Source organism: Rufibacter immobilis (assembly GCF_003721565.1).
Classification (GTDB): domain Bacteria; phylum Bacteroidota; class Bacteroidia; order Cytophagales; family Hymenobacteraceae; genus Nibribacter; species Nibribacter immobilis.
In genome coordinates this window covers 918,845-933,332 of the sequence record NZ_RJJE01000009.1, presented here as the reverse complement: position 1 = coordinate 933,332, position 14,488 = coordinate 918,845, and the positions used below count along the sequence as shown (strand labels likewise).

The window sequence follows — 14,488 nt, the reverse complement described above, 5'->3', positions numbered from 1 at the left end:
AGTTTTGCTTTTCACGTCTAAGGATACGTATAAATGAATAGAGCATTAAAGGTACTAGCCTTTTTCTTAAGTTGGATGGCCGGGGCGGGGCAATCTGCCTGGGCGCAGAACCCCATACGCCTACAGGAAAGAACTGGCCCGGCGGTACAGAACGCCGCAGGAACGGAGCTGCGCCTGCCCTGGGCGGGTGGGTTCAACAGCCCGCAGTTCTCGGCCATTGACCTAAACCAGGACGGCCAGCAGGACCTGTTCATCTTTGACCGCAGTTCGCAACAGATCGCTACGTTTCTGGCGGTGCAGCAGAACGGCCGCTGGGAGTACCGGCACGCCCCGCAGTACGAGACCTACTTCCCCAAAGGCCTACAGTTTTTCGCCTTACTCAGAGATTTTAACTGTGACGGAGCGCCAGACTTGTTCACCGCCTCTAACCAAGGCATGAAAGTCTACACCAATACCTCCACTACCGGCGGCATTCAGTTCACCCTCACGCACCCTTCGGTCACGTTCAACAGCGGGGCCAATCTGCTGGTGGGTTCAGAGGATTTACCCGCCCTGGCAGACATAGACGGCGACGGTGACCTAGATATACTTTCCTGGGAGTGGTCTGGCGGCGCCACGCTGGAGTACTACCGCAATGAACGGGTAGAGCAGGGCTTGGACTGCAACACCCTCACCTTTACCCGCACCACCACCTGGTGGGGACAGGTAACCCGCTGCCTGGGAACCTGCAACAGCTACCGGTTTAACCAGACGTGCCCGTCTGCGCACCACATAGGCGGTTCCAGCGTGCTGCCCCTGGACCTGAACGCCGACGGAGTGTTAGACCTACTGGCCGGTCATGACGATTGCCCAGATCTGGTGAGCCTCTACAATACCGGCACCAATCTGCAACCTAAAATCACAAGCGCCGCCTACAACCTCCCTCCAGATATCACAGAACCTGAGTTCAGCGTTTTTCCGGCGGCGTATTACCTGGATGTCACCTTTGACGGGGTTCCAGACTTGGTGGTGGCCCCCAATGCTACCTCTAACTCGCACCAGAACGTTGACCTGAAGAAGTCTGTGTGGGTGTATGCCAATACCGGTACCGCCGCCAACCCTAGGTTCCAGAACGCGAAGCAGCCTTTTCTGCAAGACCAGATGCTGGATGTAGGCGAAGGAGCCGCCCCGGCCTTAGGCAATCTGGTAGGCAATGAGGCCCTTGATCTGCTGGTGGGCAATACCGCCGTGCTGGAAAACAAAAAATACACCGCCTCTCTTTCCCTGTACCAGAACATAGGCACTACAGGCCAAGCCGCTTTTAAACTGGTAGATGCCAATTTTCTGGATTTTTCTGCCTTAAACCTGCTTTCGCTAAAACCGCAGCTTCTGGACCTGAACGCCGATGGAAAACCAGACCTTGCCTGGAGCGCCTATAGCCAAACCGCCAACACCATGGAGTTTAAGTATGTGCTCAATCAGGCAGCGGCAGGTCAGCCGGCGCAATTCAATCTCTGGCAGGCCGTGGCGGTGACGGGCATTCCGTTGTTCAGGGGAGACACGCCTTATTTCTATGACCTAGACCGCGACGGGAAAATGGATGTGCTGGTGGGCCGAACCTCTGGCGAACTGAATTATTTCCGGAACTCCGGCACTGCCGCCGCGCCTACCTGGACCTTGGCATCTGAGGCGCTGGGCGGCATAGGTTCCAATCTGGAGCGCAGAAGACTGCAGATTGCCATTGCCGATGTGAACCGTGACGGCCAACCCGACTTGCTCACCTCAGACGACAGCCGCCAGCTACGGGCCTATTCCAATTTTCTGGCCAACCTGAACGGTACTTTCCGGCTGGAGGAAAACATTCTGTGGCAGCCCCTCACGCAGCAGTACGGTTTAGCGGGAATGGGGCCCAACATGATCTTAGCCGTTGGGGATCTGGAACAGGAGGCCACCCCCTTGCCCGAAGTGTTGGTAGGCACCAACACCGGCGGCATCAGGTTCCTGAAGGCCATCACAGAGCCGTTGGGGATTCAGGAGCCGGGCGTGGTGCTTTCGCCGGTGAAAATTTTTCCCAATCCGGCAGACGGCTACACGCAGTTAGTCACCGAGAAAGCGGCCACGTACCACCTACACAACCTAGCGGGGCAATTGCTGCGGAAGGGAAGAACAGTGGCTAGTCAGGTTCATACGCTCTCTACCGCCGCGTTGCCCACCGGGCTTTATTTGCTGCGGGTGCAAACCAATGAGGGCACTGTTTCTACCCACAAACTGGTGGTGGGGCACTAAAACAATACGGTGCGTTTAGGGGCTCTTTTTCCAAAAACAGCCCCTAAACGCACCGTTACACAATAGATTTTCTGCCTACTGCTGCTCCACGTGAAGGGTGAAGGCATCAGCATCCAGGTGCCAGGGGAGCTTCTCGCGGGTTTCTTCCAGATGCTGCCTTGATAAGGTGATGGTGGTTACGGCTTCATCGTGTTCGTTATGCGTCAATTCCTCGCCCAGTAAGTTATAGGCCGCAGAATCGCCGGCGTAGGCCTGGCCTTTGGCATCGGTGCCCACGCGGTTCACGCCCACGCAGTACGCCAGGTTCTCAATGGCCCGGGCCTTCAGGAGCGTTTGCCAGGCCAGGCGGCGGCGGTCTGGCCAGCTGGCAATGTAAATGAGCACGTCATAGGCCACCGGCGTGTTCCTGGCCCAAACCGGAAACCGCAGATCATAGCAAACCATAGGGCAGATGCGCCAGCCGTTCAGTTCCACCACCAGCCGTTGGGTGCCGGGGGTATAAGCCTCGCACTCCCCGGCCATCCGGAAGAGGTGGCGCTTGTCATAATGGGCGTGGGTGCCGTCTGGGCGCATCCAAAGGAGGCGGTTGTAATAATGCCCGTCTTCCTCCATAATCAGGCTGCCCATAACCACCGCGTTGCGTTCCTGGGCCATCTGCCACATCCAGGCTACTGTTTCACCGTCCATTCTCTCGGCCAGCGGGGCCGCCTCCATACTGAAACCGGTGGTGAACATCTCGGGCAGCACAATGAGATCAGTAGGGGGCAGCTGCCTTATTTTCTCCTGGAAATTGGCGCGGTTGGCAGCGGCGTCATGCCACGCCAGGTCAGCTTGAAGAAGGGAAACACGCAGGTCAGACATGTTGTAGAAGTAAGAATCAGAAATTAAGAACGGACAGGTTTTGTCCCGAAGAGGTAACTTACCGGCCCCAATCCCGATAAAGATAGGGACTTTCTCAAACCGATTTTCAACCGCATGGATTACCAGAAGAAAAAGATTGCCATTGACATGGATGAAGTCATGGCCGACCCCATTGACAAGTTCATTGAGCTCTATAACCGCGACTGCGCTCTCAACCTCACCCTTGACCAACTGCACGGCAAGGAGATTTACGAGTGTGTGCCCGAAGAGCACAAAGACAAAGTCTGGGAATACATCAACGCCGAAGGCTTTTTCCGGGACCTGAAGGTGATCCCGGACAGCCAGGAGGTGATCAAAGCCCTCACGGAGAAGTACGAGGTGTTTATTGTGAGCGCGGGCATGGAGTTCCGGAACTCGCTCATTGACAAGTTTGACTGGCTCCAGGACCATTTTCCGTTCATCGGCTGGCGCAACTACGTCCTCTGCGGGGACAAAAGCATCATTGGCGCCGACATCATGATTGATGACCGCCCCAAGAACCTCATCACCTTCTCCGGGGAAAGAAAACTGCTGTTCACCTCGCCGCACAACGTGAACATTCTGGAGTTTGAGCGCGTGAGCACCTGGAAAGAAGTAGCCGAAAAGTTGCTGTAAACTCAATTTCCGTTTAGGGGCTCTTTTTCCAAAAACAGCCCCTAAACGGAAATTGATGAGGACGGATGTTTATACCGTCTCATTCTTGTAGGGGCAATCCCTTGTGGTTGCCCAAACTTGCTGGAAAACGAAAGGGCAACCACAAGGGATTGCCCCTACAGCTGGCACAAGCGCTCGGCGGCCGCCCGCAACGTTTCCTCTTTCTTCGCGAAACAGAACCGGATCACGCCGTGGTCCTGCCCGTCATGGTAAAACACCGAGACCGGAATCACGGCCACGCCGGCTTCTTTGGTGAGCCACTGCGAGAATGCTACGTCTGGCTGGTCAGAGATGTGCCGGTAGCGGGCCAATTGGAAATAGGTGCCGGCGCAGGGGAGCAGCTCAAATTTGGAGGGTTGCAGGAGCGAGGCGAATAAATCCCGTTTCTGTTGGTAAAATTGGGGCAGCGTAAGGTAATGCTCCTGGTGTTCCAGATAGGCGGCAAGGGCGTGCTGGAACGGCGTGGCGGTGCTGAAGGTGAGGTACTGGTGCACTTTCCTGAACTCAACGGTAAGCGGCGCGGGCGCGATGCAGTACCCTACTTTCCAGCCGGTGGTGTGGTACGTCTTCCCGAAGGAGGAAACCACAAACGCGCGCTGGGCCAGCGCCGGAACCGTAAGAATGCTGCGGTGCGGCTGCCCGTCAAAGACCATATGTTCATACACCTCATCACTGAGAATGAGGAAGGGGTATTTTTGGGATAACCGGGTCAATTCTGCCAGATCTTCCTGCTGCCAGACGGCACCGCTGGGGTTGTGCGGTGAGTTCACAATGAGCAGCCGGGTTTTCTCCGTGAGTTTATCCTCTACCTGCTGCCAGTCTACACTATAGTCCGGGAACCGCAGGGGTACAAACACGGGCACCCCACCGCTCAGCTCAATGGCCGGTACATAGGAGTCATAGCAGGGCTCCAGCACCAGCACCTCATCGCCGGGCTGTACCACGGCGGCAATGGCGGCGAACAAAGCCTCGGTGGCCCCGGAGGTGACCGTGATCTCCGTGTCTGGGTGCGCGAAGTGCCCGTTCAGCTCCTGCGTTTTCTGGCTGATCTTCTCCCGCAATGCGGAAATACCGATGCCGGGGGCGTATTGGTTGTGTCCCGCGCGCATGGCCTGGCTTACCAGTTCCACCAGCGCAGGCGGGCAGTCAAAGTCCGGGAACCCCTGCGACAAGTTGATGGCCCCGTGCTGGGCGGCCAACTGACTCATGGTGGAGAAAATGGTGGTGCCTACGTGGGGGAGTTTGCTCTGCAAAAAGATGCTCATGCGTTTAGGGGCTGTTTTTGTAAAAATAGGCCAAAAACGCATTGCACCAACTCAGGCAGACAGAGTGGCCTGCACAATTTCCTGCAACGTAGGAATTACCTCCCGCTCAAACCATGGGTGCCGCTTAAACCAGGCAATGTTCCTGGGCGAAGGGTGCGGCAGGGGCAGGTACTTAGGCAGATATTCTTGCCAAGCCTCCACGGTTTGGGTGAGGGTGGCTTTGGCCTGCGTGCCCAGAAAAGCCCGTTGGGCGTAGGTGCCTATGAGCAGCGTGAGTTGGATGTTGGGCAGCAGCGGCAGCAGTTGCGGGTGCCAGTGCCGGAAACACTCGGGGCGGGGCGGCAGATCACCGGAGGGGCCGGTGCCGGGGTAGCAGAAAGCGGTGGGCACAATGGCTACGTGGGCCTCATTGTAGAATTCATCGGGCGTGAGCCCCAGCCAACTGCGCAGGCGTTTGCCGCTTTGGTCGTCCCAGGGAATGCCGCTGGCATGTACTTTGGTGCCCGGGGCCTGGCCCACAATCATGAGGCGCGCGGTGGCAGAGGCCCGCAGTACTGGTCTGGGACCATGGGGCAAATGGGCGGCGCATAACTGGCAGGCTCTTATCTGGGGCAACAATTCTTCTAACATAGCGGCCAAGGCAATAATGGGAGGAAGGCAAAGTTCGGGAAAAGGGACCAGAAACGTTAAAAAAGCAACAGGCACCTCTCCTGAGAAAGGTGCCTGTTGCTAATGGAAACACGTGGTGGTTAAGCTTCCAGCACGCCGTTGGTAGAGACCTCATCGTCTGGGAAGGCCCGGAGCAGTAAGAACGAGATGGTTACGCTGGTAACCGCAAGGGCAATCATGAGCGCTTTCATTAGTAGTAGCGTCTGTTATTGTTGTGGTTGAAACGGTCTGCGTCATCTCCGGAGTCTGTCTCGTCTGACCAGCGCGGGCCTCTTTCATAGCCTCTATCATTAGATGAACGGTACTCAGAATAGTTGTTGCGCTGGTTGTCCTGGCGGTTATCCGGGTTGTTCCCCTGCTGGTTGCGGTTAAACATACCCTGTACGCCTTGTCTCATGTCATGCCAGGCTTCGCGCAGGCCTTCGCCCATGTCACCTAGGATGCCGCCTCTGTCGCGGTCGGCACTGCGGCCGTCGTTGGCGGTATAGCGGTGCTCGTCATACCAGGTGTGGTTACCGCTGCCGTAGCGGTAGTCATCGTCTTTGTAGCGGCTGCGCCCGCCAGGCCAGTCATTGTAAGGGTTGGAGTCTGGCCGGGGCAGTTCTTGCTGAACCCCGCGCGAGTCCATATACGCGCCCCGGTAGTAGTTTTCGTTTGAATCATCTAAACGACGCTGGGCCGAGAAATTGTGGTCTGGGTGCACGCGGTCATGGCCGTGGCCGTAAGAATCCTGGCGGGCGGAGTAATTGCCGCGCCCGTCTCCGAACGCGCTGTACTGCTGGTTCCCGGAAGGGCGATTGTGCTGCTGCTGGTTATGGGTGCTGTTGCCGCGGCCATCGCCATAGTTGAGGCTGTTGGGATTGCGGTAGCTGCTGTATTCGCGTTCGCCGTAGTGTTTGCTTAGGCTGGCGCCACGGTCTGCGTTGGAGTTGCGCTGGTGCGTGTCTTCTGGGAAGTGGCTGCGTTGTTGGTTACTGTACCCGGTGTGGAAGTTGTTGCCGTTGTTCCAGTCATTGCCTTGGGCCCGTTGGTTATGCTGCTGGTCACGGTTGTACAGTTCACGTCCCTTCTGGTGGTTCTCTGCGTGGCCATCTGCCCCCGGAGAGAAGTAGTTGTTTCTTTGGTTATCCTGCATGGTCTTTTCGTGTTAAAGCTGATGATGTGCCTCTTGACTAGGCAAGGGGTTCTCTTAACTTGTACGGCAGCCTGTGCAGAGGGTTAAGTTGAGCGTTTTACGCGCGGGGGTTTAGGGGCTCTTTTTCCGGAAATGCGTCCAAAACGCAGGTGGGTATAACCTTTCAGGAAGAAAACAGTAAAGTGGTGGGAACAGACATTCTTGACTCTTTCCCTATGAAACGATACTTACCTCTGTTGGGTGTTTTCCTGTTGTTTTTCCTGGTGATTTCCGGGTTTGCGTATGGGCAGCCTAAAGGCTCTGCCCAGGAGTTTAAAGTACCCGCTTCTGTGAATCATGTACACGCAACTAGTGGCGCAGCGGGAGACGTTGCCTGATGAAGATTAGGTGCGCAGCACTTTGAGGCTTGGTACCGCCCCCACATAAAAAGGCCGGCTTTGTTTCTAGCAAAGCCGGCCTTTTTATGTGAAGAGGAGAAGGTTCTACTTAAAGTGTTCTGCCAGTATCTCCCGCACATGGGCTTCTTCCAGAGGTTTGGAGATGTGCTGTTCCACGGCGCTGTATTGCTTCAGTTTCTCCAGGTCATAGAAACTAGCCGAAGACGTAAGCATCATGACCAGAATGCACTTCTGGGCAGTGGGCGGTAATTGGTGGTATTGGTCCAGGAACTCAAACCCATCCATTACGGGCATTTTAATGTCCAGGAACATGAGGTCTGGAAGAGGATTCCCATCGGTGATGGCTTTATTCAGAAATGCGAGGGCTTCTTCTCCATTGGTGACTACCTCAATGCGGTCTGCGATGTCCATGCGGGTAAGCAGCCGCTTGTTCAGGTAATTGGTAGTTTCATCGTCATCAACCAACAAAATCAGATTCAGCCTTTTCATAGAACAAATATAAAGCCTCACAGGCTATTGAGCAGTATTTTTAAAATAAATAGTGAAAGTAGTGCCTTGGTGTAAGGTACTGTCTACTTCAATGTAGCCGCCGTTCTTCTGCACAATGCGGTTGAGAATGTAAAGCCCCAGCCCAGAGCCGTCTACGTGGTTATGGAAGCGCTTGAACATCTGGAACATTTTAGCCCCGTGCTTCTCCAGGTCTATGCCCAAACCATTGTCCTGCACCTTAAGCACCAGGTACTCATTCTGCCGCGCAGTCTGCAAGTGCACGTGAGGAGCCCTATCTGGGCTGCTGTACTTTACCGCGTTGCTGATGAGGTTGTAGAAAATGCTCTTGAGGTTCACGCGGGAGAACGTGAGGCTGGGTGCCTGGGAAAAGTCACAGGTAATGGTGGCTTTGGCGTTTTGCAGCAGGTCCTGGATGCTGTATTGCACCTCATTCACCAGCGTGTCTAGCTGTACCTCTTCCTGGTGGGCATCTATGCTTTTCTGCACTTTCACAATCTCGGCCAGGTCATTGATAGTGCCTTGTATCTGGCGCAAAGACCGGTTGAACATGTTGATCAGGAGATTGGCGTCCGGGTCCTGGAAGGTGGCCGTTTTCATGAGTTCCTGAAAGATGCTGGCCATGTTGATGATGGGCAGCTTGAGGTCATGGGAAGCGGTGTATACAAAGCTGTCCAGGTCTTCGTTAATGCTGCGGAGCTCCCGGTTGGTCTGTTCCATGAGTTCCTCGTTCCGTTTCTGGTCTTCAATCTCTGTGCAGGTGCCAAACCACTTCACAATGTTGCCCTCTGAATCGCGTTGGGGCAGGGCGCGGCCCAGGAACCAGCGCCACTGGCCATCGGCTGCCCGCTTGAATCGGTATTCTACTTCATAAGGTTCTCCGGTGCGCAGGGAATGGCGCCAGCGGGAAAAAGAACGTTCCTGGTCGTCTGGGTGCAGCAGGTTGTTCCACATCTGAGTTCCTTTGCTGGCTTCTACGTCATAGCCGGTGTATTCCACCCATTGTTTGTTGAAGTAGTCATGGTAGCCGTGCGGATCTGTGGTCCAGACTAGTTGGGGCATGCTGTCTGCCAGGAACTGGAAATTTTGGGTGCTTTCCTGCAGGGCCAACAGCATCTGCTTCTGATCCTGGATATCTGTATGCGAACCTACCCACATGGTGATGTGGCCGTTTTCATCACGTACCGCCACGCCACGTACCAGGAACCAGCGGTACTCGTTGCTGTGTTTGGTGCGCCAGCGGTTCTCTATCATGTATGGCTCTCCGGTAGCCAGGGAATGGGCCCATCTGGCATGGGTTACCTGTATATCTTCTGGATGGATGAAGTATTCCCAGCCCCAGCCGTTGAGTTCCTCCTGCGTGGTTTGCAGGTAGTTGTACCACTGCTGGCTGTAGTAGTCTACGTAACCGTCTGGCTGCGCTGTAAAAGTCATGTGGGGCAGGGCATCCAGAATTTTGAGTGTGCGTTCATGGGAGGTTTTCAGCTCCTGCGCCAGTTTGGCCGCCTCTTCCTGCACGCGCACCTGTTCGGTCACCTCCACTATCAGAATCATGACCCCTTCCACTGCGTGCTGCTCATCAAACAAGGGTTGGTACACAAAGTTGAAGTAGCCTAATTCCAGTTCTCCGTTTCCTTTGCGGTCTAGGTGCGCTGGGGTTAGTATGCCTACGTGGGCCTGGCCGGTGGTATAGACCTTCTGTACCAGCTCAAAGAACCCTTGGGGTTCCAGTTCGGGCAGCGCTTCTCTGAACGGTTTACCCAGAATGTTGCGGCCACCCACCAGTTGCCTGAACTGAGGGGTAGCAAAATCTACGAGCCAGTTAGCGCCTTTTAAAACGGCAAACTGCACAGGCGCCTGCGCCAACATGCGTTGTACGTACTCATCGCGCTCCTTCAGTTTCTGCTGGATGTCTTTTTGCTCCTGAATATCAGTGTCTACGCCAATCCAGGCCAGGATTTCGCCCTGGTCATCATGCAAAGGCGTGGCGCGCATGGTAAACCAGTGGTACGCCCCGTCTGCCGCCCGCCTGAGTCTGGCTTCGTTCACGTATTCTTTACCCGTTTGCAGGGCATTGGTCCAGACGGCAATGGTAGACTGGAGATCATCTGGGTGCACCACTTTGTCCCAGCCCTCATCTGGGCTGGTGTTGCCGGTGTAGTCGTACCAGGCTTTGTTGTAGTAATAGATATAGCCATTGGCGCGGGCGACCCATGAAATTTCCGGAATGCCTTCCAGCAGGGCGCGTACGTGCTGCTCACTGGCTTTCAACTGGGCGGCGTACCGGTTCTTTTCTGTGAGGTCCAGCATGGCCCCAATCATCCGGACGGGGTGTCCCTCCTCAGTGCGGGAGATGATGCCACGGTCAAAGATATCGGCGAAGGAGCCGTCTGCTTTCCGGAACCGGTATTCATCGTGCCAGTTGGTGCCGCCGTTGTCAATGACATGATGGATGCCCTCAACCACCCGGGTAGCATCATCTGGGTGAATGCGGCCGTACCATGAGTTGATGTCATGCTCAATTTCTTCCTCCCTGTAGCCGAAGATGGTTTTGAAGCCGTCGTTCCACCAGATGGTGTCATTCTGTAGGTTCCAGTCCCAGATAACATCATTGGTGGCCCGGGCCAGAAGCTGAAAGCGCTCCAGGTTTTCCTGGGCCTGCTTGCTTTGCCTCTCGGTCTCCTTCATGTTTCTCTGCTCCTGGGTTACGTCTACCACAGTGTGGATAAGGCAGGTTACTTCCCCCTGCTGGTTTAAAACGGGTTTGTTGTAGGGCTGCCAGTACTTCTCCTCAAAGCCACCGCCCAGCTCCTGAGGGCGGGTAACGTCATAGCGCTGCAAAGCCATCTCATGCGGCACTTTCTGATCCCGGGCATACTCCAGCGACTGGCGCAAGTTGAGCACCCCATTTGCCTCCGGCACGTCTGGGTTGTCTGGGAAAATATCAAATATATACTTCCCAATGATGGACCGGTCTTTGAAGGTAGCCGCCAGGTACGCGTCTGTAGCCTCTAGAATGATCAGGTCAGGGGAAAGGAAAAGGTGAAGGCCAGGCAGTTCCTGAACAACAGTTTGCAGGTTCAATACCGAGGCGAGAGCTGGGGAAGCGTTCATGCGCAAAAGAATTCTTTTATGTCTGGCAAAGGCGACCTATGGTACCGGTTCCTGCATTATTAGAACAGATGATCATGAGCGGCTATTGCGTTTAGGGGCTGTTTTTCCAAAAAGAGCCCCTAAACGCAATAGCGCTAAGACTGTAGCTCCTCAAAGATAGCCTGCGCCGATTCTAATGTAGAAACATTCTCCACAATGACAATCAGTTTGTCTTTGGCTTCTTTCAGTCTGGAACGTCGTGAGTGTTGCTGCACGTACTGCAAAATGCGGCTGAAGGTTTCGGACTGGAAGTAGCTGTCGTTTTTCTGGCTGGGAATGTACCCCTTGAGCGTCTCTTTCTTGATGGTCAGTTTCTCAAAGCCCAGGCGGCAAGCCTCCCAACGCATTTTTACAATGGCCACCAACTGCCTTACTTCCGGCGGCATAGGTCCGAAACGGTCTACCATGCCCGCCACCAGTTTGTCCAGGGTCTCCAGGTCTTTGACGCTGTCCAGCTTGCTGTACATTTGCAGGCGCTCAGAGATATTGCTAATATAGGAATCTGGAATGAGAATCTCCAGATCTGTTTCCACGGAGCAGTCGCGCACGGGTTCCAGCAGTTTCTCAGCTTCCAGTTCTTTGAAGAACAGGTCTTTGAACTCGGTTTCCTTTAGTTCCTGCACGGCCTCGTCCAGAATCTGGTGGTAAGCCTCAAAGCCCAGGTCAGTGATGAAGCCACTCTGCTCACCGCCCAGCATGTTGCCCGCCCCGCGGATGTCCAGGTCACGCATGGCAATCTTGAAGCCTTCGCCCAAATCAGAAAACTCCTCCAACGTACTCAGTCGCTTGCGGGCATCGGACGGAAGTCCGGAAACCGGCGGCGTTAACAGGTAGCAGTACGCCTTCTTGTTAGACCGGCCCACGCGCCCGCGCATCTGGTGCAGATCACTCAAGCCAAACATGTGGGCGCGGTTAATGATGATGGTGTTGGCATTGGGAATATCCAGCCCGCTTTCAATGATGTTGGTAGAAACCAGCACGTCATACTCGCCCTCCACAAAGCGCATCATGCGTTTCTCCAGTTCCTCGGGGTCCATCTGGCCATGGGCGTAGGTCACTTTGGCATCGGGCACCTGGCGCAAAATGAGATTGGCCATTTCCTCTATGTCTGCAATGCGGTTGTGCACAAAGAAAACCTGTCCCTTGCGCTTCAGTTCATAGGCCACAGCGTCTCTGATGAGCGTGTCTTCAAACACGTGCAGCTCCGTTTGCACCGGCTGGCGGTTGGGTGGCGGCGTGGCAATCACAGAAAGGTCACGGGCGCCCATGAGCGAGAAGTGCAGCGTGCGCGGAATAGGGGTGGCCGTGAGCGTGAGCGTGTCTACGTTCACCTTCATCTCCTTGAGCCGGTCTTTGGTTTTTACGCCAAACTTCTGCTCTTCGTCAATAATGAGCAGCCCAAGGTTCTTGAACTTGACGTCTTTGCTCACAATGCGGTGCGTGCCAATGAGAATATCGGTTTTACCCTCAGCCAGGCGGGCCAGGGTTTCCTTTATCTGCTTGGTGGTCTTGAAGCGGTTGATGTACTCCACGTTCACGGGGAATGCCTCCAACCGGTCCCGGAACGTTTTGTAGTGCTGCATGGCCAGGATGGTGGTAGGTACCAGCACGGCCACCTGTTTGCCGTCACAGGCGGCTTTGAACGCGGCACGGATGGCCACCTCTGTTTTCCCGAAGCCCACGTCTCCGCAGACCAGCCGATCCATGGGGTGCGGCTGCTCCATGTCGTTTTTCACGTCTTCGGTGGCTTTACCCTGGTCTGGGGTGTCTTCATAGATGAACGAAGACTCCAGCTCGGCCTGCAGAAAACCGTCGCGGGAGAACGCGTAGCCCGGGGCCTGCTTGCGCTTGGCGTATAGTTTGATAAGCTCGGCGGCAATGTCTTTGACCTTGCTCTTGACTTTCTTCTTCTTATTCTCCCACTCCGGCGAGCCCAGTTTGCTCATGCTGGGCGGCGTGCCTTCTTTGCCGGTGTATTTGGAGATCTTGTGTAGCGAGTGGATGCTCACGTACAGCAAATCATCGTCACGGTACACCAGCCTGATCGCTTCCTGCAACCGGCCGCCCACTTCCACTTTCTCCAGCCCCGCAAACCGCCCGATGCCGTAGTCCATGTGCGTGACGTAGTCGCCGGGCTTGAGGGTGCGCAGTTCTTTGAGGGTGAGCGCCTTTGATTTGGAATAGCCTTCTTTGGTTTTGTGCTTGTAGTAGCGCTCAAACAGCTGGTGGTCTGTGTAGCACACTAACTTGACCAGATCATCCACGAAGCCTTCGCGCAGCGCCAGCATCATGTGCTGAAATCGTACGTCATGGTCCAGTTCATCAAAGATAGTTCTGAGGCGGTCGGCCTGGCGGGGAGACTCGGCGGCGATGACGTTCACGTAGCCGTTGCTCTGGTTCTCATGCAGGTTGCTCACCAGCCGCTGGAAATCTTTGTTGAACGAGGGCTGCGGGTGCGCCTGAAACTGTATTATTTGGGCGTTCTTGAAGTTGAACCGCTTGCCAAATTCCAGCAGGGTAAACCGGTCCAGCGCTTTTTTAAAGTCTTTGCCGCTTTCAAACAGATCCTGTGGTTTGGAGACAATCTGCATGCCGGCGCTGGCTTCCAGCATCTCCTGAAACGCCTGCTCGGCCTTCTCAAAAGACTCTGACACCACCTCTGCGGTATGGCGGTAATCCTTGAGCCAGATCTTGCTGTCTTCGGGAATGAAGTCCAGGAACGATTCCCGGGTCTCCTGCAACAGCTTGGTCTGCACGTTGGGAATGATGGAAATCTGCTTTTTCTGCTCCACGCTCAGCTGCGTGTTAGGGTCAAACGTCCTGATGCTCTCAATCTCATCCCCGAACAGTTCCAGGCGGTAGGGCAGGTCATTGGCATAGGAGAACACGTCAATAATGCCCCCGCGCACAGCAAACTGACCGGCTTCATACACAAAGTCGGTGCGTTCAAAGTCATAGCTGGCAAGTACTTCGGTGAGGAAGTTCACGTCCAGCTTTTCGCCCACTTTGGCACCCAGTGTATTCGCCACCAATGATTTTTTGTTGATGACTTTCTCAGTGAGGGCCTCGGGGTAGGTCACGATCAACGCACCGGCCCCGGCGCGGTCGTTGAGGCGGTTGAGCACTTCGGCGCGCAGCAGAATGTTGGCGTTCTCGGTGTGGTCAAACTGGTAGGCCCGCTTGTAGGAGCTGGGGAACAGCAGCACTTCCTGGTCGTTTTCCAGCAGGTTGGAGAGATCGCTGTAAAAATAGGCGGCCTCGTCGCGGTCATGCAAAATGAACAGGTGCGTACCGGCTTGCATGGTTTGCAGGGCAGAGGCTACCACGGCATCCAGGCTGCCCACCAGGCCTTTCAGTTGTATATGTTGAGGTTCAGAAGACTGCAGGCGCTGGGCCATGGTTTGCACCACGGGGTCCTGGCGGTACAGCTCTAAAAATTGAGTTGCTTTCAAGGGATAATCTTTCCTTAGATACTAGTGACAAAGCTAACCATTCTTGCCGTTTACTGGAAACGGACTGGATGGGCGTTGGTTGTTCTAAAA

At 55.1% G+C, this 14,488-nt stretch carries 10 protein-coding genes; 3 read left to right on the top strand and 7 right to left on the bottom strand.

Annotated features, from left to right (window positions below; translation table 11 throughout):
- Positions 1 to 33 precede the first annotated feature (33 nt).
- Positions 34 to 2,265: a T9SS type A sorting domain-containing protein gene (locus tag EFA69_RS11010; protein ID WP_123133122.1), complete on the top strand. Its 2,232-nt coding sequence runs from the start codon at positions 34 to 36 to the stop codon at positions 2,263 to 2,265.
- A gap of 75 nt (positions 2,266 to 2,340) precedes the next feature.
- Here the strand turns inward: EFA69_RS11010 and EFA69_RS11005 are convergent, their stop codons facing one another.
- Complete coding sequence (locus EFA69_RS11005; RefSeq protein WP_123133121.1) at positions 2,341 to 3,126, bottom strand: amidohydrolase; 786 nt, start codon at positions 3,124 to 3,126, stop codon at positions 2,341 to 2,343.
- Between the two features lie 114 nt (positions 3,127 to 3,240).
- Here EFA69_RS11005 and EFA69_RS11000 point away from each other — a divergent pair, with 114 nt between their 5' ends.
- Complete coding sequence (locus EFA69_RS11000; protein WP_221175713.1) at positions 3,241 to 3,780, top strand: 5' nucleotidase, NT5C type; 540 nt, start codon at positions 3,241 to 3,243, stop codon at positions 3,778 to 3,780.
- Positions 3,781 to 3,935: 155 nt separating this feature from the next.
- Here the strand turns inward: EFA69_RS11000 and EFA69_RS10995 are convergent, their stop codons facing one another.
- From EFA69_RS10995 to EFA69_RS10985, 3 genes are all read right to left on the bottom strand, one after another.
- Positions 3,936 to 5,084, bottom strand: a complete 1,149-nt coding sequence (locus EFA69_RS10995; RefSeq protein WP_123133120.1) for a pyridoxal phosphate-dependent aminotransferase — start codon at positions 5,082 to 5,084, stop codon at positions 3,936 to 3,938.
- Between the two features lie 51 nt (positions 5,085 to 5,135).
- Positions 5,136 to 5,714: a uracil-DNA glycosylase family protein gene (locus EFA69_RS10990; protein WP_123133465.1), complete on the bottom strand. Its 579-nt coding sequence runs from the start codon at positions 5,712 to 5,714 to the stop codon at positions 5,136 to 5,138.
- A 229-nt stretch (positions 5,715 to 5,943) separates the two neighbouring features.
- Positions 5,944 to 6,888 carry a hypothetical protein gene (locus EFA69_RS10985; RefSeq protein ID WP_123133119.1) on the bottom strand — a complete coding sequence of 315 codons (945 nt, stop codon included), beginning with the start codon at positions 6,886 to 6,888 and terminating at the stop codon, positions 5,944 to 5,946.
- Positions 6,889 to 7,103: 215 nt separating this feature from the next.
- Here EFA69_RS10985 and EFA69_RS20290 point away from each other — a divergent pair, with 215 nt between their 5' ends.
- On the top strand, positions 7,104 to 7,265 hold the full coding sequence (locus EFA69_RS20290; protein WP_183906754.1) for a hypothetical protein: 162 nt from the start codon (positions 7,104 to 7,106) through the stop codon (positions 7,263 to 7,265).
- A gap of 105 nt (positions 7,266 to 7,370) precedes the next feature.
- Here EFA69_RS20290 and EFA69_RS10975 read toward each other — a convergent pair whose 3' ends face one another.
- The 3 genes from EFA69_RS10975 to mfd all read right to left on the bottom strand — a co-directional run bounded on the left by EFA69_RS10975 (position 7,371) and on the right by mfd (position 14,398).
- Positions 7,371 to 7,775 carry a response regulator gene (locus tag EFA69_RS10975; protein ID WP_123133117.1) on the bottom strand — a complete coding sequence of 135 codons (405 nt, stop codon included), beginning with the start codon at positions 7,773 to 7,775 and terminating at the stop codon, positions 7,371 to 7,373.
- Between the two features lie 24 nt (positions 7,776 to 7,799).
- Positions 7,800 to 10,907, bottom strand: coding sequence for a PAS domain-containing protein (locus EFA69_RS10970; RefSeq protein ID WP_123133116.1), 3,108 nt, complete (start codon positions 10,905 to 10,907; stop codon positions 7,800 to 7,802).
- Positions 10,908 to 11,041: 134 nt separating this feature from the next.
- Positions 11,042 to 14,398 (bottom strand): transcription-repair coupling factor, encoded by a 3,357-nt coding sequence (gene mfd, locus EFA69_RS10965; RefSeq protein WP_123133115.1) that lies wholly within the window; start codon positions 14,396 to 14,398, stop codon positions 11,042 to 11,044.
- Positions 14,399 to 14,488: the final 90 nt, after the last annotated feature.